This is a genomic window from Pseudoalteromonas sp. 0303, assembly GCF_013349995.1.
Lineage (GTDB): Bacteria > Pseudomonadota > Gammaproteobacteria > Enterobacterales > Alteromonadaceae > Pseudoalteromonas.
Window position 1 is genome coordinate 83,372 of record NZ_JABVXF010000015.1, and the last position, 20,717, is coordinate 104,088.

The following is a 20,717-nucleotide window of genomic DNA, read 5'->3' on the forward strand; positions in this document are numbered from 1 at the left end:
TTCCTAAGTATGAGCTCTGTTGATTCTATAACCCATATTTTATTATTATAGTATCATTTGAATTATGTAAAAATTTTTATTGCAAGCTAGTTGTTTTGCGATTGTTTCGCAAAATTATGTCCAACCTGCATCCACTATCAATGATTGTGCTGTCATCATTCGGCTGTCATCAGCGGCCAAAAACAATGCCGCATTTACCACATGGTCTGGTTGAATTGTTTCGTTAATACACTGACTTAAACGAACATCTTCAATCATTTCTGGGGTTAGCCAATGAGTAATTTGGCGCTCTGTCATCACCCACCCCGGAACCAGTGAATTCACACGAATATTGTCTTTACCATATGAAGCAGCCAATGAACGGGTTAAACCTTCAATTCCTGCTTTAGCAGTTGTATAGGCTGGCATACCTGTTTGCTTAATACGCCAGCTTACCGACCCCATATTGATAATGCTACCGCCGCCTAGACGCTGCATGTGTTCAACCACAGCTTGCGATGAAAAGAAACACGGGCGCAAGTTAACGGCAAACTTATCTTCCCAATATTTCACATCCATATTTTCAGCGGCATGACGGGTGTCATCGGCTGCGTTATTAATTAACACACCTATGTCACCCTGTTTCTGACGAGTTTGCTCAATGGCCGCTTTTAAGGCTTCAACATCACGAATATCGCAATGGATAAACTGCGGGTCAAACTCATATTTGCCAGCTAATTTTGCGCATAACGCATCGCTTTGCTCAGTTGCAATATCAACAAAGGTGACTTTCGCGCCCTGCTCGCAGAACCGCGTTACCATTACTTCACCAATTCCCGATGCACCACCAGTAATAAACACACTCTTACCAGCAAGGCTTGGGTAAACTGTTTTTAGCTCGTTCGAATTTGGCATGATAACCTTTTGTTTTAAAGTAATTACAACGTCAAAAAGTGATACTTATTGAGCCGCTTCTTTTTCGGCGATTTCTTTTTCAATAAACGCCATTGCTTCATCAATCATGTACGTCATCATGTTTTTAGCACGCTCAGGGTCGCCGCTCGCAATCGCGTTATACACTTTAAAGTGCTCTTCAGCGATTGCCTTTTTATTGCCCTTAGCAGGTGTAGTATGCTGAATACTTACATGCAGAGCCGTGCTAATAAAATCACGTAATTGATAGAAAAAACGGTTACCACTGGCATGCAAAATAGCTGTATGGAAAGCAAGGTCTGGCTCATGCATTACGCCTTCTGGCTCTTCTGCTGCCGCTTGCATTTTATCGAGTGCCATTTTAATTTCTGCAATGGCTGCTTGGTCGCCTTTTCTTGCTGCAAGTGCTGCTGCTTGTGGCTCAATCGCCAAGCGCACTTGTAGAAATTCTTTAAGTACGTAAAGTGATGGGCTGCTTTCCAACAACCATTTTAATACGCTTGTGTCGTATAAGTTCCAGTTCTCCGCCGACTCAACACGAATACCTTGTCGTGGACGAGAAGAAATCAGTCCTTTTGCAGCAAGCATTTTCACTGCTTCACGAACAGCTGTGCGGCTAATACCATACACTTCACAAAGTTGTGCTTCGGTTGGTAGCCCCGTTTCAGTGTTATAATCACCAACAATAATTGCTTTACCAAGCTCATTGGTAACTTGTTGTGATAGGTTTAAATTTTCTAAACGCGCCATGTGTGTTCCTCAAAAGATCTGAGTAATATGATACATCTATAAAGCTATTCCGTCATCCTGGAAATAATTGATTAAAATCAATAACAAGCAAAAAACAACCTAATACAAGTGTCTATATTTCGAACAGCATAGTCACCATTTCACCTACAGACTGTCACCTTATTTTAACAAATCTCTTTCACTCAGCTTATTTATAATATAATATTTTTATTCAACAACTAAAAAAGCAAAATTCTCTTTCAAAATTAGGTGGAACACACGATGGTCGAACTAAGTACCTTAGACTGGGCAGTGCTAGCAGGATTCTTCGTCCTGTTACTAGGCGTTGTCGTGATGTCTATGCGACAAAAAGAAGAAGACACCGCTGATTACTTTTTAGCGGGTCGTAATGCAAGTTGGTTAGTGATTGGTGCCTCTATTTTCGCATCGAACATTGGCTCGGAACATTTAGTGGGCCTTTCAGGTTCAGGTGCACAATCGGGTATGGCACTGGCTCACTGGGAGATGCAATCGTGGATCATTCTACTGCTCGGTTGGATTTTCGTACCTTTCTATTGGAGTAGTAAAGTCTACACCATGCCTGAATTCTTAGAGCGCCGCTTTAACTCTAAATCACGTACCTTCTTATCTGTTATCTCATTGATTAGTTATGTACTAACCAAGGTTGCGGTAACGGTTTATGCCGGCGGTATCGCATTTAAAACAATATTAGGTATTGAGAGCATTTGGGGCATCGACTTCTTCTGGATTTCAGCTATTGGCCTAGTGGTTATCACCGGTATTTATACGGTACTTGGCGGTATGAAAGCCATTATGTGGACCTCGGTGTTGCAGACCCCTGTACTCATTATTGGCTCCTTAGTCATATTAGTTGTTGGTCTAGATAAAGTAGGTGGCTGGGCAGAAGTTGAGCGTATCAACGATGCTAATATGCACCTTATTCGCAGTGCTTCAGATGCTGAGTTCCCATGGCCTGGCATTGTATTTGGTTCATTCATTATTGGTTTTTGGTATTGGTGTACCGACCAATACATCGTACAACGTGTTTTATCTGCAAAAGGCATTAAAGAAGCGCGTCGCGGTACCATGTTTGCTGGTTACTTAAAATTACTTCCTGTATTTATCTTCTTAGTGCCGGGTATGATTGCCTATGCATTAAATGCTAAAGGTATTATTAGCTATGAAAGTGCTGACCAAGCTTTCCCAACTTTAGTTGCTGAGCTATTACCAGCCGGCGTTAAGGGGATTGTAATTGGTGGTTTAGTAGCGGCTCTTATGAGCTCTTTAGCATCATTATTTAACTCATCAGCAACCTTATTTACCATTGATTTCTATAAGAAATTCAAACCAGAATCATCTGAAAAGCACCTTCTGAAAGTAGGCCGTATTGCCACTATCGTGATTGTTGTATTAGGTCTTCTGTGGATACCCGTCATGAGCTTAATTGCCGATGTGCTTTATGAATATCTGCAAAGTGTGCAGTCTCTTATTGCACCAGGTATTGCTGCGGTATTTTTACTAGGTTTATGTAGTAAACGCATCACTCCAACAGCGGGTTTTGTGGGCTTAGTATCAGGTTTTGTGCTTGGTATGATCCGCTTAGTATTACTGCCATTTAAAGATGATTTAACAGGTTCATCATTTGCGTGGATCACCACAATGAACTGGTTATATTATTGTATTCTGCTATTTGTCGTGGTCGTTGCGATTATGATTGTGGTAAGTATTTTCACCAAACAAGCAGACGAAGAACAATTGAAAGGTCTTACTTTCTCAAGCCTAGATAAAGCAACTATGAAAGAAGTAGCTGCCGGCTTAGATAAGTGGGATTACATTCATACCGCGGGTATTATTGGTATTACTGCCTTTATTTACTACCGCTTCTGGTAATCGTTCGTTCCCAAAGTTGTAGGGCGCCAATTGGCGCCCTTTTTTAATCAGCGAGTTCTGGTGAAAACACTGGAAAACCGTTTTTATCCCACGTAATAATGCGTGCTCGCGCATGGCGATTTGGGTCTGTAAGCGGTGAGCCTTTCAGCTCTTTATAGTCACGGCTGTGATAAATCATTAAATCGGTTACACCATCTTCAGCTTTTACAAAACTGTTATGCCCAGGGCCAAAACGACCTAGCTCAGCATTGGTGGTGAACACCGGCTCAGCCTTTTTATGCCAGCTAGCAGGGTCAAGTAAGTCAGCATTCACATCTGCCCATAGCAAGCCCATCGCATATCGATGATCGGTAGCACTGGCTGAATAAGTGACAAATATTTTATCGCCATGGGTGATGACTGCAGCACCTTCGTTCACCTTATAGCCTTGCACTTCCCAATCAAGGGTTGGCTCAGTAATCGCGATAATGGGTTCTTTAATTGATGTTGGTGAGTCCATTTCAGCTAACCACAAAGCTGAGTTGTAAGTTGCAGGCTGGTTCTGCTGCGCCCAAATCATGTAGCGCTTACCCTTGTGCGTAAAACTTGTGGCATCAAGCGAAAAACTATCAAGGTGGCTAGTTACTTGCCCCATTTCTTGCCACTCACCTTGCATCGGATTAGCACTGTCGTTTTTAAGTGCATACATGCGAATACTGAACGGTTTTTCGATATCACCTGCGGCGAAGTAGATATACCAACTGCCATCAATCTTATGTAGCTCAGGGGCCCAAATATTGACACTCATTGGGCCTTTATCGCGCTTTTGCCAAATAACCTTCGGCTTAGCTAATTTTAAATCGTTTAAACGACAAGCTTGGCGTAGCTCAATTTCATCAAATTTCGGCGAACTACCTATAAACGTGTAACAGCCACTTTTATCATCACGAACTAACCAAGGATCAGCACGTTTGAGTACAATGGGGTTATCAATTGGCGCTAAAGTCTTGCTACTATTAGCATCAGCAAGGGCTGACAATGGCGAGGCACTTAACGCACTAAGAAGCGTTAGCCGAGATAATTTTTTGAGCATAATGTGTCCTGTATTTCGTCTCGATTTTATTGTTAATATTGTATTACATATTATATAGTAGCTGAATGAACACAAGAGTTAAAACAACAAAAGGTATTCAAGCATGAGACCCGTAAGTAAGGTGACACACGCAATGAAGTGGCTTTCAACAGGGCTACTTTTTTCTGCCGCAGCCGTTTCTGCAAAGCAAGTTGAAGTACACGATCCGGTGATGGCCAAAGAAGGCGACACGTACTATGTATTTAGCACAGGCCCTGGTATTACCTATTATGAATCGAAAGATTTAACCAACTGGAAACTCACAGGCCGCGTTTTTAAAGACGAGCCAAGTTGGGCAAAGCGTATTTCACCAAGCTTTGATGGCCACTTATGGGCACCCGATGTTTATGAGAAAAATGGTAAGTTTTACCTTTATTACTCAGTCTCTGCATTTGGCAAAAACACCTCAGCAATTGGTGTAACGGTTAACGAAACCCTTGACCCATCATCACCTGATTACAAGTGGATTGACTACGGCATAGTGGTTGAATCAGTGCCTGAGCGAGACGATTGGAACGCTATCGACCCTGCAATAATCGAAGATGAGAATGGTACACCGTGGATGAGCTTTGGTTCGTTCTGGGGCGGCCTTAAACTAGTAAAACTTGATGATGACATGGTGCGCTTAGCAAAACCTGAAAAATGGCATCACATTGCGAGTCGTCCAAACACGGAACATGGCCCGATTGAAGCACCTTATATCTTTAAAAAGAACGGCTATTACTACCTATTTGTTTCGTTTGATAAATGCTGCCGTGGCGTAGAGAGTACTTACAACGTACGCGTAGGTCGAAGCAAAAACATCGAAGGCCCATATTTAGATCAACAAGGTCGCTCTATGGTTGATGGCGGTGGCAGTTTAGTTATTGAAGGTAATAAAGACTGGGCTGCTCTTGGTCATAATGCTGCGTACACCTTTGATGGTAAAGACTATTTAGTATTACACGCCTACGAAACAGCCGATAACGGCGTGCAAAAGCTACGTATTTTACCTATGAGCTGGAAAAACGATTGGCCGGTTGTTAACCCAGCCGACCTGAATAAGCTTAAAACCAAGCTTAAAAAGTAATTATTCAACACACAAAAAACCTGCAAAATTGCAGGTTTTTTATTTGCTTTAATGACCTCGTTTGAGGTTGAAAGTAGGTGTTATCAACTAAAATCAATCAAAGTAATATCAACGAGCATGGGGCTTTGGCAGTCTTGCTGATGCTTTTCTTCAATAAATGCGCTGTACACATCACGCGCCAAATGCGCAGGTATTAGCACCTCAAAGCGGCTGCCTTTATTCATTAGTTGCAATGCTTCTTGCAAGCCCACTATCGCCTCTGCAATTTCGTACTCTACAGCAGCACCTTGCTTTCGAGTATCAAACAACACCCGACCATTTGTAAGGGTAACGCGTTGATGCACAGTCACAGTGGCATCCCAACTAGGTTTATCCCCCTGACCTTGCTCAATCACTCTATAACCAAGCCCTGTTGGCGTTTGGTAAAAACTGTGTTGCTCAGCGCTGTTATCTAAAAGCGACGGTAAAACATGCTCTTTAGCCGTCGCAAATACATTGTTGCTTAACATAGCCAACTCTTTATTGTGCGTTGATTAAACGAATACCATAGATACCACCGGCAACAGAGTCTTTATCGGCAGCAAAACGTAAGGTAAGCGTTTTCGACTTTTTCATTGCCTCTGTTAATGGGTAATCAATGGTGTAGAACTCATCAGTCGGCTTGCCTACAGGCAAACTAACCGCAGCTAATTGCTCACCATTTAAATTAATTGAGAAATGACGATCTACATCGCCAATAAAATAGCGAACACGCAAAGCAACCGCTTTTTGTTCTGGGTTGCTAAGCTGATACTCAAACCAACCTGTCGCATCGCGCCAATGATGACCATTATTAACACCCGCACGAGTTCCTTCACCTTTAAAGTCGTGTTCGACTTCAGGTTGTTGCTCACCCGGCGTAATTTGATCAACGGTTAATAAACGAAGCTGCTCTTTCGCTTGCTCAGCCGCTTTTGCATCGGCAACAAATTGTGTGAACTCAGCTTCACTTTGCTGCGGCCAATACACTTGATAGCGACTATCGTGTAAGCGGAAGAACGGAATTAGCTCTGTGCTCTTAGTGTTATCGATACCTTGCTTGGCAATCGCCACATTTTTATCGGCGATAAATGCGAGCTCTTGGCCCGGTTTACGAGTAAGATCGGCAATAAATTTTTCTGGCTCACTCAGCATGATTGGTAGAGCCTCTGGCGGACAAGTCGGCCCCGCGGCGATATGGCCCATGCGGCTATTATCGGCAACAAAGTTAAGCTGCTCATTTGCAAATGCTTGTACTTTGGTAGCCATTACAACAGGCCCATACATCACAGAGTAATAATGCTGGCCATCAGGTAGCTGCTCAGTATAAAGCTTAGGACTAAGCTCAAAGGCAAGCTTATCACCGCTTTGCCATGCATGGCTGATACTGTAATAACCGTCTTTTTCGGTTGCGCTTACAGCTTTTCCATTTAAAGTAAAGCTCAGCTCACCTTGCTGCCAAGACGGTTTACGAATATGAATTACCGACTCAGCACTTTGCCCGTCAGACAAACGATTCACGGTCAGTGAAACCTTGTTATCATCTGGAAATTGGCTGTCTTGCGTGATCTGCAAACCCTGCTGTTGCCAATTTAACGTGCTTGGAATAAACAAGTTCACCCATAGCTCTTTACCGGTATTGCTATAAATCAGCTCACCATATTTGCTGTGATTCTCAATACCTGAGCCTACGCAGCACCACATTGAATCTTGCACTGACGAATACGTGCGGTAATGCCCAGGGCGCATTGAGGTAAAGTAAACAAGACCGCCATGCTCTGGGTGTTGTGACGATAAAATATGGTTATATGTGGCGCGCTCATAATAGTCTAAATAGCGCGTATCACCGGTTTTTAAGAATAATAACTTACTAAGTTTCATCATGTTGTAAGTGTTGCAGGTTTCTGGACCTTCAACATCTTCAACCATAGGTGTAAAGTCACTTTTATCATGAAAATGCTCACGTACCGAGTTACCGCCAATTGATACTGAGCGCTCTTGGCTGACTGTTTTCCAGAAAAAGTCAGCACCTTGCTGCCATGCTTTGTCATCGCTGGCATTTGCGACCTTCAACATACCAATAATTTTTGGAATTTGCGTATTGGCATGCAGGCCAGTTAACTTATCTTCTTTGTGTAATAAGGGTTCAATAATGATATTATGAGAGAACTGGCGGGCTAGCTTTAAGTAGCGCTCATCATCACTGATAAAGTACATATCAGCAAACACATCATTTAAGCCACCATGCTCTGAATACAGCATTTGTTGAATTTGATCATCAGTTAGCTTAGCTGTGGTCGCTAAGAACCATTCGCCTAACTTAAATAGCATTTGTTTGGCTTTATCACTGCCTGCTACGTCGTATGCATCACGCAAACCATGAAAGATTTTATCGATGTTATAAAGCGGTACCCAGCGGTCATTTAAGCTGAATAAATCAGCTTTGATTTCACCCTTTTCAATCTGCTGCCACATTTCATCGCCATTTGGGATACCGCCTAAGTAACCACCAGTGGCTTGTTGAGCGCGATCCAACTCGCTTAGCATATAATCTAAACGCTGCTTTAATTCTTCGTCACCTGTGGCTGCCCACGCAAGGCTTAAGGCTGAAAGATAATGACCGCCAATATGGCCATCAAGGCCAGTGCTTTCCCAGTTGCCATAGTTAGGCGCTTTTGGCTCAAGGCCGGCTTCACGCAGGTAAGGAGCAAGTAACTGATCAGGATGAAGTGCTAATAAATAACGCACATTCGTTTGCTGTGCATGTAAAAACGGGCTGGCGCTTAAACTTACTTGGTTTAGGGCAAATAAATGTTGTTCGCTGGTATGTTCAGCATGCTCCACAGCAGCAGTTTGTTTACTGTCTGTTGGCTGCTCACTGCAACCGGTCACAGTTAAAATTGCAGCGCAAACGCTTGCTAAATAGCTAACCTTGAATGTGTTCATACTGTTGTCTCCCAGCGAGTTGTTATTTTAAAGAGCAAAGCGCACACACTTATTTAGTGTGTGCGTTTAAAGAGTGGTTATTTTGGTAGGCGTTTATGAATAACCATATCCGTATAGTACTCATCGGTAATTTTGTATTTTTTCAAGATCAGACCTAGCAAGGCGTGGAATACACCAGGAATGATGGTTAGCATCAGTGCTAAGCCCATTAGGGTAAATTCGGTTTGCTCAACGTTAGGCTTGTACTCAAAAAATGCCAGTAATAAACCACCTGCTAAGCCCGCTAAACCGCCCCCGGCTTTTTGGCAGAATGAAATGCCACCAAACGATAGACCCGATGCACGAACGCCGTCTTTAATTTCACCGTAATCAACGGCTTCAGCAATGGCAGACCAGAACACTGGCGCATGTAAATCAACCACAAATGACAAGATGATATAAAGCACAAACGCCGTCATTACATCGCCCGGTTGCACTACAAAATACATTAGCAATGAGATGAATAGCACGGCGATTTGTGATTGACGGAATAGCTTCATTTTACAGTAACGCTGGGTGATCCACGTACTTGCCACCATTGAGACAATAGATGCTGCAATACCCGCACTGGTAAAGGCACCTGCTAAATCTGGTACACCTAAGTAATAGGTTGCGTAATACATAGCAACACTGCCACGAATCGCATAACCAAGCGTACCAAGCACACATGCTGCACACAGTAGTAACCATTGGTCGTTTTTAATAAGTACTTTTAATTGCGTAAGTACACCTTCGGTTTGTGGCTCATGGGTAATACGTTCGCGAGTAGTAAAGAAGCAAAACAAAAATAGTGCTACGGCACATGCCGATACCAATGCCATTGCCAGTTTATAACCATACGACAAGCTGCCATCTCCCCAATATGAGGCTAGTAGCGGCACTGAAAATACGATCACTACATTAGCAATCTTAGCGAAGAACATACGGTAGCCATTGGCCGACAAACGCTCTTTTGGATCGGCAGTTAATACACCAATGTAAGAGATATAAGGAATAGCAACACCGGTAAACATCAAGGTCGCAAGCAAGTAAGTGGCATAAGCCCACGCTAACTTCATGTTGTAGTCGAAATCAGGCGTGGTAAATAACAGTACGACCGATAAACCATAAGGCACAGATAAAAATAAGAACCAGTGACGGAACTGACCCCAACGGGTTTTCACTTTGTCGGTGATCACCCCCATTAATGGATCGGTAAAGGCATCAACAAAACGCGCCACTAAGAACAACACACCCATATCAACCGGATCAAGTCCGTAGATATCGGTGTAAAAGAAAGACATAAAATAGAATAACGCTGCAACCATGACATTTACTGCCATGTCGCCGGCGCCAAAGCCGACCTTTTCTACAACGGATAACTTTTGAGATTCCATACAACAACACCCTAATTGGTCAATAATGAGCCGCCGCTCACTATTTCAAGCAATGCTAAAAAGCTTTCAACATTGCGTATCAAATAAATTTATAGCCCTAGATATTACACAGCTTGGCCATTGCGTTCGTTATTTTTGTAAATTTAATGCTAATCTAATTAATAGTATTATCATACTTATTAAATCGCAACTCTTTTCGACCGATGGTTTGGTTTATAAAAACCAATAAAAAACCCCAGCAAAGCCGGGGTTTTTAGGTCTATAAAAGAAATTTAGAAAGAATAACGTGCGCCTAGTGCGAATGTACGTGAGTAGATACCGTTACCAAAGTTAAATAGGTTGTCGTTACCTTCACCGTAGTAGCTCTGATATACGTCATCTAGGATGTTCGTTGCATCAAAGGTTACAACAAAGTCATCATTCACATTGTAGCTAAATTGGAAGTCTAAGCTTTGCTCAGGACGATTCCAAAACTGAATCGGGTTAGCAAAGATTGCCGCTTCATTACCTGTGTAGAACTCAGAACGCCATACATAAGATAAGCGCATATCGAATGAGTCACGCTCGTAGATACCTACGATGCTGTAAGATTCATCAGAAACACCTGTCATTTGCGAATCTACATAACCAGAAATTTCACCTAGCTCATTGAATTCTGGTGTATCTTGTTCTGAATCAAGCATCGTGTAGCTTGCTTGCACACCAAAGCCATTTAAGTACTCTGGTAAGTTTTCTGGGAAGTAAACTAAACCAACTTCTAAACCAGACAGTTCACCGTTTGAAGCATTCACTGGTGCACTCAATACGTATGGACGTGTTACGCCATCATCGCCTTCGCGCACAACTTGCTTACGACCTGCAACAACTAAGCCTTCGATTTCACGGTAAAAGTAAGCCGCGTAAAGTGAGCTTGTATCTGCGAAGTACCATTCAAGTGATACGTCGTAGTTCTTTGACTCTGTTGGTTTAAGCTCTGGGTTACCACCATTACCTGTACCGTATGTAGCACCTTCTGTTAATGGATCGTACCAGTATTGCAGCGCGTTCAAGTCAGCAAAGTTAGGCATACGTAATGTTTCTGTGTACGCAACACGACCCACTACATCATCAGTGATGTTCCAGTTAAGTACTAAGCTTGGTAGTAATGCGCTGCTATCTGCACTTGCTGAGCTTTCTTCAAATACATTTGAGTTCATGCCGCCAGACTCAGCAACAAAGTCCATGTCTTGCTCGTAGCTTACATAACGTAAACCAAACTCACCGCTAATATCTTCCGTTAAGAAGAAGTTAGTTGTTGCATACAGCGCGTATGAGTTTTCTTCGATATCAAATGTTTTGTATACGTCTTCAGCTTCAAGGCCGTATACGCTACGAACAGCATCACCGTTATCTAGCATGTAACCACCGTCAGCAGTTACAAAGCTGTCGAAGACGTCAGCACGGCCATCGAAATAATCATCAACTTGGAACACAATACCAGAACCATCACCAGATGCCCCAGCTGCAGCTAATTGCTCAATTAAGCTAGCTACAGATGTGTTTGCAATGCCAGTATCTTGACCACGAGTGTACTCTTGCGCAGTTCGTTTTTCGTAACGGCCACCGAATTTCACTTTATCAAAATAAGTACCACCAATTAGGTATTCAGCATCAAATGTGAAAGTTAATGCATCACCCGCGTTACCGCCGCCATTGTCATAAATAGTGCCAGCATTCCAGTTTTCGATAGCAGCCATATCAGCTTCGTTTACCGCTGTGTTTGGATCATCCCAAAACGCGATGCCTGGTACGCCGTCTTTATCATTAAAATCAACGTCAAGACCCGTCGCTACACGATCAAAACGCATTGCGAAGAAATCTGTTTCGTACTCACTGTCTTGGTAAACAACTTCAGTGTTGATAGTTAGGTAATCGCTTGCTAGCCACTCTGCACCTAGCGCATATAAGTAGCTATCTGTTTTACCATATGAAAAGTCACCACTTTGGAAACCGCCAGCGCCAATCGCTTGCTTTTCTTTAATTACATTAGTGCCATCAAACACAGTTGGTGTTTCAATAAAGCCGTTACCATTTTCAAACGTATTTGAGAACCACATCGCGTTTTGCGATTCGTTTTCGTAACCTGTGTAGAAACCTTCAGCTGTGATTTCTAGGGTTTCATCTGGTGCCCACTGTAAAGATACAGACGCAGCCGGGCGCTTACGAAGACCAGTATATGAAGTACCAAAAATAGCATCACGTGCAAGTAGGTATTCTGTTGGCTCGCCATTTACGTCTAAAGTAGAACCAGCCGCACTAGGTAGACCTAACTCAGTACCTTGAGTCCAGAATTCATTTGGAACACGTGAATACGGTGAGTAGTTGTATTGTGGCTTATCAGTAAAGAATGGGAATGCAGCACCCGCTGTGATGGTGTCATCGCGGTAATGTGTTTCAGCGTATGAAAGATTAACTAATGCACCAAACTCACCTGCGCCGTCGATTTCCCAGCGGTTAGAGAGTAATGCACTGATATTTGGATCAACTTCATCTGGTTGATCTGAGTAAATCGCACGTGCTGCTAAAACAACTTTTTCACCTTCGAAATTGAAAGGGCGGTGAGTTTTAATATCAATCGCACCTGCGATACCGCGTTCGATTTGGTCCGCCGAACGGGTTTTATAAACTGTTACGCCTGAAAGTAAACTTGCAGGAATGTCTTGCAGCGCCACATCACGACCCGCACCTGTAAAGATAGCGCGACCATTAACTGTGGTATTAACATCAGTAAGACCACGGATTGAAACCGCGCTTACTTCACCAGCACCACGGCCAGTTGTTTGTACACCCGTTACACGTTGTAATGCTTCAACTACGTTATTATCAGGGAATTTACCAATATCTTCAGCAACAATTGCATCCACGATTTGAACGCTTGCACGTTTTTCATCTAACGCTTTGTTTAAACTGCCGCGAATACCTGATACTTGAATAACTTCCATCTCATCGACGTTATTCTCAGGAGTGTTTGGTGCTTCCTCCTGTGCAAAAGCAAATTGACAGGTAAATGCCATAACTACAGCACTGGCTATGTGTGTTCTTTTAAACATAAGCGGTGTTCTCCAAATTATAGTTATATCGGTCCGCTGAACTTTCCCCATTCAGTTACCGAAGAGTGACCACTGCATTGTGCATCGTGTGTTGTCAAAACGGTGCGCGAGTGTGTCTATATTTTTATGTTAATACATTGCTGCCTGAACTTTAATCATATTGTATGATTATTTAACAGTCAACTCAAAAAGCCAAATTAAAATAACTGCCATTATGTTTACAAAAAACGTTGCAATTATAGCATGTTACAAACTCAAAGCATGCTGCGTTTTTGTTTTGGGAATTTATTAAGACCCATTATTATCAGCCACTTAGCGATTGTTCGTTTGCTTATTTAATTTGTCTTTCACTCATCCAGAGCAACAAAAAAGGGCTAACAAGTTATTTACCCAGCGTATTTTGATGCTACTATGATTAAAATACAATAATACAATATAGAGTTATTTTTTGCTGCACTTTTACTGGTTTGTTTCGATGTAAACAATCAGTTACTCAGTATAATCAGGCGTACACTGTGTATTATCTGGTCACTTAGAGAGAGCTCTGGGTCGAAAAAGCTGCAGTTCAAACAACAATTATTAGTTACTAAGGACACTCATGAAGAAATTGAAAGCGTTAGCGCTACCATTACTTTTTTCGAGCAGCTTAGCTGTTGCACAAAACCCATTATTTACCGATGTATTTACTGCAGACCCTGCTGCACTTGTTCACAATGACACCGTATACCTTTATACAGGCCATGATGAAGCACCTAATAATGACGTGTTTTTTGAAATGCATGACTGGTTAGCCTTTTCATCAACAGATATGGTGAACTGGAAAAAACACGGCCCAATCATGAAAGCAACAGACTTTAAATGGGCTAAAGGTGAAGCATGGGCTTCACACATGATTGAGCGTGATGGCACTTTCTACTTCTTTACAACCGTTCGTCACAACGACACAAAACCAGGTTTTGCAATTGGTGTTGCAACTTCTAAGTCACCAACAGGTCCATTCAAAGATGCGATTGGTCACGCACTAGTTACCGATGACATGACCAAGCATACGCCAAATGATTGGGACGACATCGACCCTGCTATTTATACAGAAGAAAACGGCGATACTTACATGTTCTTTGGTAACTTAATGCCAAAATACGTAAAGCTAAGCGACGACTTGCTGTCTCTTGATGGTGAAATTAAAACGCTAGACTTACCTAACTTTACCGAAGCGTTATGGGTTCATAAGAAAAACGACAACTACTATGTATCGTACGCATGTGAGTTCCCTGAGAAGATCTGTTATGCCATGAGCAAAAGCATTCATGGCCCGTGGGAATATAAAGGTATCTTGAATGAGATCGCAGGTAACAGCGAAACCAACCACCAATCAATTATCGAATACAAAGGTAAAGACTACTTTATTTACCATACTGGTGCCGTACCACCAATTGATGGCAAACCAAGTGGCGGGCGTTTTCGCCGTTCAGTGGCGATTGAGCCGCTTTATTACAACGAAGATGGCACACTTAAACGTATTATCATGACCACTGAAGGTCTAAGTAAACAAGACAAGTAATATTAAAAAGGGCTCTTTAAGAGCCCTTTTTAGTGCTCAAATGTAATACAAATAAACAAATTTACCGGAAAATCCTCACTTGCAGATCATCAAAAAACTTCCCTAATAGAGCAAAAACAGCGAAAAAAACGCCAAAACTGGCAACTTGAAAAAATTAAAATCACGCTGCACATATTGTAAACACTGACACTTCGTGTTTACATATCAATTACCTTTGCAAAAGTATTTGCACATTTTAAATCGTACTATAAAATTACAATACTACGTTCTTATTAGTTTGATATAGGCGCGCGGCATTTTTATTGACAACAATCGAATAAAAAAATGAATCCCAGTTTCAAGAGGACACATAAAATGAAATTAAATAAATTAGCCATGGTCATAGCCTGCTCTTTGGCTGTTACAGGTTGTGGCAAAGAAGATGGTACTAAGCTTGACACAGCACCAGCGGTTGCCGACCCGCAAAGTGCGAAACCGACAGTAAGCAGCAGTGTTGAATACACTGAATCAGGTAGCGTAATGGTTACCAATGTAAGCGTGCACGATCCTTCTGTCGTTAAAGTTGACGACACTTATTATATTTTTGGTTCACACCTTGCTGCCGCTAAATCAACTGATCTCTTGAACTGGGAAATGATTTCTAGCCTTTCAGCTAACGCAGCCGTTAATGAAAGCCCATTATTTGATTACAACTACACAGGTGAAATTGCCGAAGGTATTGAATGGACAGACGGTTTTACAGGAAACTGGGCTGCCGATGTAATCAAAGCGCCAAATGGTAAATTTTGGTTCTACTATAACCACTGTGCACAAGATAACCCAGATACACCAGATGTTGTTGATGAAGTATGCTGGAACCGCTCTTATCTTGGTTTAGCTGAAGCTGACAATATCGAAGGTCCTTATACAAACAAAGGTATTTTCTTACGCAGCGGTTATCGCTCAGAAGCTGAATTTGCAGCTTACCCACTTGATAATGGCCAAACAACATGGAATGGTGCCGTTGATCCTAACGCCATTGACCCTGCAGCCTTCTATGATGCTGATGGCAAACTTTGGATGGTTTACGGTTCATACTCAGGCGGTATTTTCGTGCTAGCAATGGACGAAGAAACAGGTATGCCAGAAGCTGGTCAAGGCTATGGTAAAAAGCTAGTAGGCGGCGACTTCCGTGCAATGGAAGGTGCATTTGTAATGTACAGCCCAGAAAGTGAATACTACTACCTATTCTTCTCTGTTGCTGGTTTTGATCTTAATGGTGGCTACAACATTCGTGTTGCTCGCTCAAAAACACCGGATGGCCCTTATCTAGATAATGCAGGTAATGACATTGCAGCTATCGGCGGCCTGGAGGTCGGCGAAAAACTAATGGGCGGCTTTGAGTACACGCAAGAACTTGGCGAAACTGCACCAGCATGGGGCTACCAATCACCAGGTCATAACTCTGCTTACTACGATGAAGCGACAGGTCGTCATATCTTAGTAACGCATACACGTTTCCCACAAACGTCTACTGAGTTCCCAACCATTTCAGAAGCGCACCAAGTTCGCGTACATGAAATGTTTATAAACTCATTAGGTTGGCCTATGGCTTCACCGCAGCGCTATGTACCGCTTGAAGGCGACAACATGGTTGTGGCAGATGAACTTTATGGTTATTACAAATTTATCAACCATGGCAATGATGTAAATACAGATGCTATTCGCTCAATGCACATTGCTTTAAACGAAGATCACTCAGTAACCGGTGATGATCCAGGTATCTGGTACATGATTGATGACTCAAATATTAAACTTGAGTTAGATTCTGGTACTTACTTTGGCGTGGCTAAATGGCAATGGGATGATGCAACTAAAGCAATGGCTGTAACTGTATCAGCTACATCAAGCGAAGGCGCTACCATTTGGGCAAGTAAACGTGATGAAATCACAGATACGGCTAACGTGCTAGGCACTGTTCAAGAAGCACTTGATATCAAAACTGAATTATCAATTGCTGACGAAGGCTACTCATTACCAACGAAAGGTAAAGACGGTGCTGCAATTAACTGGGAAAGTAGTGATGAGTACTACATCACCAGTGAAGGCTCAGTATTCATTCCAACGCCAGATCGCGGTGATAAAGCGGTTACTTTAACGGCTAATATCTCTTTAAACGGCGAGAGCACAACCAAGACATTTAATGTAAATCTAGAAGCGCGCCCAGAGTTTAAAAATGCGATTGCACACTATGCATTTGAAGATTCACTCAGTGATGGTTTAGGTAACCTAGATGATGCGGGTGTAACAGATAACAACCTATTAAATGTGGGTGCTGGTACAGCTGCATACACAGAAGGTCAAACAGGTAAAGCATTTAACTTTGACGGTGCAACGGGCGTACGTTTACCTGATGAGTTAGTAACAGGCGATGAGTACACTATTTCGTATTGGTTTAAGCCAACAGTACTAACTAACTTTACGCCTACATTCTTCGCATCAACGTCTGATGCACGTTGGATGAGCTTGATCCCAGGTAGTACACACTTTACGTCAACACCAATGCTATGGAGCCGTTATTTAGCTGATGATGGCACTGATATGTGGAACCAAATCATTTCTGACTCTCCAGCGGTAATGGATTGGAATCATATTGCAATCACTTATGCTAATGGCACTGCAACACTTTATCGTGATGGTGTACGTGCAGGTTCGATGCCTCGCCCTGACTTCTTTAGCGAACAAACAGGTAACTTTGCCCTTGGTGTGAACTACGGTTGGGACTTACCTTTCCAAGGTCAAATTGATGAATTCATCGTTTATGACTACGCGCTAAACGGCCTAGATATTAATGGTGCGGCTATCAATAACCTGACAGATCCGACTGAATTTGAGAGCTTCATTACTGATGCGCTTGATTTAGGTGATGTATCGGCAGTACGTGAAAGCTTTGAGTTACCGCGTGTAGGTCCATTTGTATCTGGTATTAGCTGGACGTCAAACAACGAAGAGTACTTAAAACCAGTTAATGGCACAGCTGTTGTTACTCAACCTAGCGCCTCTGCTGGCGACCAAGTAGTGACATTAACTGCAACTATTAAGTACAAAGACTTTACTGATACTAAGTCATTCGATGTAACCTTAAAATCACTTGCACCTGCTGAATACAGCTTCGAAGGTGACCTAAGTGCATTAAACGGTGCGTATGCAGCGGGTAAACCAACGGGTGGCTTCATCAACAACACTGGTGGTAACGTAACTTTTGTTGACGGTATCATGGGTCAAGCAGTATTCCTTGAAGGTTCAGGTGTTCGTCTACCGGATAACTTAATCACGACCAATGATTACTCAGTATCTATGTGGTTAAAACCTGAAACCTTCACTGATTACACTACAGCGTTCTTCGCAGGTGCAAGTGCAGGCTCTTGGTTAAGTTATGTGCCATCTATGGCAGGTACAGGCCTAACTCGTTTATGGGCAAATAACGGTGCCTTCTTCGATAATGCAGAACTAGATAGCCGTATTCCAGCAAAAGAATGGACACATGTTGCATTCACTGTTGATGGTACGAACGGTGATGTGTTGAAGATGTATGTTAACGGTGAATTACAGCTAGAAACCGATGGCTTCCCGCGTGTATTCACGGTTCCTGGTGAAACAAATGAGTTTGCACTCGGTGTTAACTACTGGGATACACCTTATAACGGTGCTATCGATGAACTGAAAATTTTCAACGGTGCGATTAGCGCTGAAGAAATAAAAGCACTCTTTGATGCAGCTGCTGCACAAGAGTAACAAAGTGAGGTGAGCTGCCTCACCTCAACTATTTGTTGTCTGGAAAGGCCGGGTGAAAACCCGGCTTTTTTCTAAAGCTTTAGTACCCCTTGCCGATACATACATATCATTCACTTTCATCGCTCTCATTATGGCTATTAACTCATTAGCAAGTGCGTTAACTATCTCAAATGCAGATACAGCAGTTAGTAATACCAACTCAAAAGTAGGCTACAAACTAAGCAGTCAAGAGATGAACAAACTCTCTGGTCGTGAAGTAGAGCCTGCTCAAAAAGAAGAAGTAACTAGCGAACTCCCCGCGCATATTCGCAAAATGGTTGAACAACTAGAAAAGCTCAAAGAACAACTCGAACTTGCCAAAGAGCAATTAGCCAAACTACAAGCGTTCAAAAACCAAGAAGACGAAGCTGTAAAAGTGCAAGTTGAAACACAGACCAAGATGGTTATGGAAATTCAAACGCAAATAATGACTCTTAGCCAATCAATTAGCGATGCGCTAAAAGAAGCAGGCATTAGCGACCCTGGAGTGCTAATGAGCGTGCTGGTGTGATAGAAGCTTTAAGTCTCAAGTTTTACTCTTGCAACTTTACCCTCGCTAACTCCCTCTCATGCTCACTTTACTCTTGCAACTTTACCCTCGCTAACTTCTCTCAAAAACCCAAAAAAGGGTCAAAAACCCAGTAACTATGCGGGCTCTGAAATATCGAGCACGCAAATACGAAACTTCCTGAGTAGTAAAAATAAGAGTTATTTAGGGTCATTGTCGTTACATTTAGCAGCTGTTAGAACGAGTTGATTTGCTCAATAAATCAACAATATAAACTTAATAATCTAATCTACATCGCCACTTTAAGAACTCAGTTGCAAAGATCGCTCAAATAAAAGACAACACTTAAATCCCACTAAAAAGCCTTTCCTAGTACTTTTTCAGTATAGAAATTAACCAACTCATTCGTATTATGAACTCACCCTATGAACGAAGTGAGGGCGTCTTATGCGTCAAATTTTATTACTTTCTGTAAATGGATTTACGCTACAAAAACTGTTTTTACTGGCATCATTATTGGTGTGCTTTTTCACCTCAGCTGAAGAAACAAGCCCTATTTCAACAGCGAGAGCATGGTTAACCTTGGTCGATTCAGGAGAGTACCACGAGAGCTGGCAGCAAGCTGATCAGGTCTTTCAAAACACCACGCCAAAAGCTCGCTGGCAAACAGCCTTAGATCAAATACGCGTTCCTTTAGGCCGAGTTATGTCTCGCACCTATTTTGGCACAGCAGAATATAACTCATTACCCGGCCTGCCAAATGGTGAGTATTTAGTGGTCAAGTTTCAAACCGAGTTTATGAATAAAGAGGCAGTAGTTGAAACGCTCAGCCTTAGCAAAGCCGCCGATGGCTGGCACCCATTAGGTTATCTTATCGATTAATTTAGAGCAGCACAAAGCGCCTTGAGCTATGTGCTGTAAAACTTATCGGCAGTCAAAATGCTTATCTGCGGGAAAATAAACCGCACAATTGATGAATAGTATTTATTGTTCGTCGCCGTAACATAAAAACACTTCAAGACGAATTCAATAAACAACAAGTAAATGGAATTGCTATGAGAAAAACGCTCTTACTAATCATTTTTTTAAGCTGCTTTTGTGCACATGCTGAAGAGCTCGAAGTTATTCATCGCGCTAAAAGCTGGCTTACGTTAATCGACAACGGTCAGTATCAGCAAAGTTGGCAGCAAGCAGACTCATTATTTAAACAAAAAATGCCTCAAAGCCACTGGAGCAAAGCGTTAAAACAAGTTCGGGTACCGCTTGGCAAGGTGATTTTACGTAAGAATTTAAGCCTGATGAATTATGACTCTTTACCCGGAACACCTGATGGTGAATACGTGATCATTCAGTTTCAAAGCCAATTTATGAATAAAGAGCAGGCCATTGAAACAATTAGCCTCAGCAAAAGTAGTGGCCAGTGGCAACCTATCGGTTATTTTATTAATTAGGGGTTATATTTAGGTTTTAGGCTCTAGGTTCTAGGTTCTAGGATTGCATTGTAGAAAGGCTTTAGCCGTGAAGATTATGTGATGGACAAAATTCGGCACTAAAGTACCTTATATGGACTCCTCCTATTGCACAATACCCTTCGTTAATTTTGTCAGACTGCGTGCTTATATGCGGGCTCATAAT

The 20,717-nt window shown here is 42.3% G+C and carries 14 protein-coding genes; 7 read left to right on the forward strand and 7 right to left on the reverse strand.

Annotated features, from left to right (window positions below; translation table 11 throughout):
- Nucleotides 1–114 precede the first annotated feature (114 nt).
- Together HUS62_RS11715 and HUS62_RS11720 are read right to left on the reverse strand one after the other, a co-directional pair.
- The gene (locus HUS62_RS11715) at nucleotides 115–894 is read right to left on the reverse strand and encodes an SDR family NAD(P)-dependent oxidoreductase (RefSeq protein WP_175079646.1); all 780 of its coding nucleotides are present in this window, start codon (nucleotides 892–894) and stop codon (nucleotides 115–117) included.
- Nucleotides 895–939: 45 nt separating this feature from the next.
- Nucleotides 940–1,662 carry a FadR/GntR family transcriptional regulator gene (locus tag HUS62_RS11720; RefSeq protein ID WP_063527568.1) on the reverse strand — a complete coding sequence of 241 codons (723 nt, stop codon included), beginning with the start codon at nucleotides 1,660–1,662 and terminating at the stop codon, nucleotides 940–942.
- A 261-nt stretch (nucleotides 1,663–1,923) separates the two neighbouring features.
- Here HUS62_RS11720 and HUS62_RS11725 point away from each other — a divergent pair, with 261 nt between their 5' ends.
- Complete coding sequence (locus HUS62_RS11725) at nucleotides 1,924–3,552, forward strand: sodium:solute symporter (protein ID WP_175079647.1); 1,629 nt, start codon at nucleotides 1,924–1,926, stop codon at nucleotides 3,550–3,552.
- Nucleotides 3,553–3,595: 43 nt separating this feature from the next.
- Here the strand turns inward: HUS62_RS11725 and HUS62_RS11730 are convergent, their stop codons facing one another.
- Entirely contained in the window at nucleotides 3,596–4,624 is a 1,029-nt protein-coding gene (locus tag HUS62_RS11730; RefSeq protein WP_175079648.1) for a family 43 glycosylhydrolase, read from the reverse strand.
- 133 nt (nucleotides 4,625–4,757) lie between these two features.
- Here HUS62_RS11730 and HUS62_RS11735 point away from each other — a divergent pair, with 133 nt between their 5' ends.
- Nucleotides 4,758–5,732 (forward strand): arabinan endo-1,5-alpha-L-arabinosidase, encoded by a 975-nt coding sequence (locus HUS62_RS11735; protein WP_258536776.1) that lies wholly within the window; start codon nucleotides 4,758–4,760, stop codon nucleotides 5,730–5,732.
- Between the two features lie 83 nt (nucleotides 5,733–5,815).
- Here HUS62_RS11735 and HUS62_RS11740 read toward each other — a convergent pair whose 3' ends face one another.
- From HUS62_RS11740 to HUS62_RS11755, 4 genes are all read right to left on the reverse strand, one after another.
- The gene (locus HUS62_RS11740; RefSeq protein WP_175079650.1) at nucleotides 5,816–6,241 is read right to left on the reverse strand and encodes an FKBP-type peptidyl-prolyl cis-trans isomerase; all 426 of its coding nucleotides are present in this window, start codon (nucleotides 6,239–6,241) and stop codon (nucleotides 5,816–5,818) included.
- Between the two features lie 10 nt (nucleotides 6,242–6,251).
- Nucleotides 6,252–8,696, reverse strand: coding sequence for a glycoside hydrolase family 127 protein (locus HUS62_RS11745; RefSeq protein WP_175079651.1), 2,445 nt, complete (start codon nucleotides 8,694–8,696; stop codon nucleotides 6,252–6,254).
- A 77-nt stretch (nucleotides 8,697–8,773) separates the two neighbouring features.
- A complete protein-coding gene (locus HUS62_RS11750; protein WP_175079652.1) occupies nucleotides 8,774–10,111 on the reverse strand; it encodes an MFS transporter in 1,338 nt (445 codons plus the stop codon).
- Nucleotides 10,112–10,383: 272 nt separating this feature from the next.
- The gene (locus HUS62_RS11755; RefSeq protein WP_175079653.1) at nucleotides 10,384–13,200 is read right to left on the reverse strand and encodes a TonB-dependent receptor; all 2,817 of its coding nucleotides are present in this window, start codon (nucleotides 13,198–13,200) and stop codon (nucleotides 10,384–10,386) included.
- Between the two features lie 598 nt (nucleotides 13,201–13,798).
- Between HUS62_RS11755 and HUS62_RS11760 the strand changes: the two genes are divergently transcribed.
- From HUS62_RS11760 to HUS62_RS11780, 5 genes are all read left to right on the forward strand, one after another.
- On the forward strand, nucleotides 13,799–14,761 hold the full coding sequence (locus HUS62_RS11760; RefSeq protein ID WP_054562986.1) for a glycoside hydrolase family 43 protein: 963 nt from the start codon (nucleotides 13,799–13,801) through the stop codon (nucleotides 14,759–14,761).
- Between the two features lie 354 nt (nucleotides 14,762–15,115).
- Nucleotides 15,116–18,535, forward strand: coding sequence for a LamG-like jellyroll fold domain-containing protein (locus HUS62_RS11765; RefSeq protein ID WP_175079654.1), 3,420 nt, complete (start codon nucleotides 15,116–15,118; stop codon nucleotides 18,533–18,535).
- A gap of 52 nt (nucleotides 18,536–18,587) precedes the next feature.
- Nucleotides 18,588–19,085, forward strand: coding sequence for a hypothetical protein (locus tag HUS62_RS11770; RefSeq protein WP_282658473.1), 498 nt, complete (start codon nucleotides 18,588–18,590; stop codon nucleotides 19,083–19,085).
- Nucleotides 19,086–19,529: 444 nt separating this feature from the next.
- Entirely contained in the window at nucleotides 19,530–19,964 is a 435-nt protein-coding gene (locus HUS62_RS11775) for a DUF4019 domain-containing protein (RefSeq protein WP_062566350.1), read from the forward strand.
- A 173-nt stretch (nucleotides 19,965–20,137) separates the two neighbouring features.
- Nucleotides 20,138–20,533 (forward strand): DUF4019 domain-containing protein, encoded by a 396-nt coding sequence (locus HUS62_RS11780; RefSeq protein ID WP_175079655.1) that lies wholly within the window; start codon nucleotides 20,138–20,140, stop codon nucleotides 20,531–20,533.
- Nucleotides 20,534–20,717 lie beyond the last annotated feature (184 nt).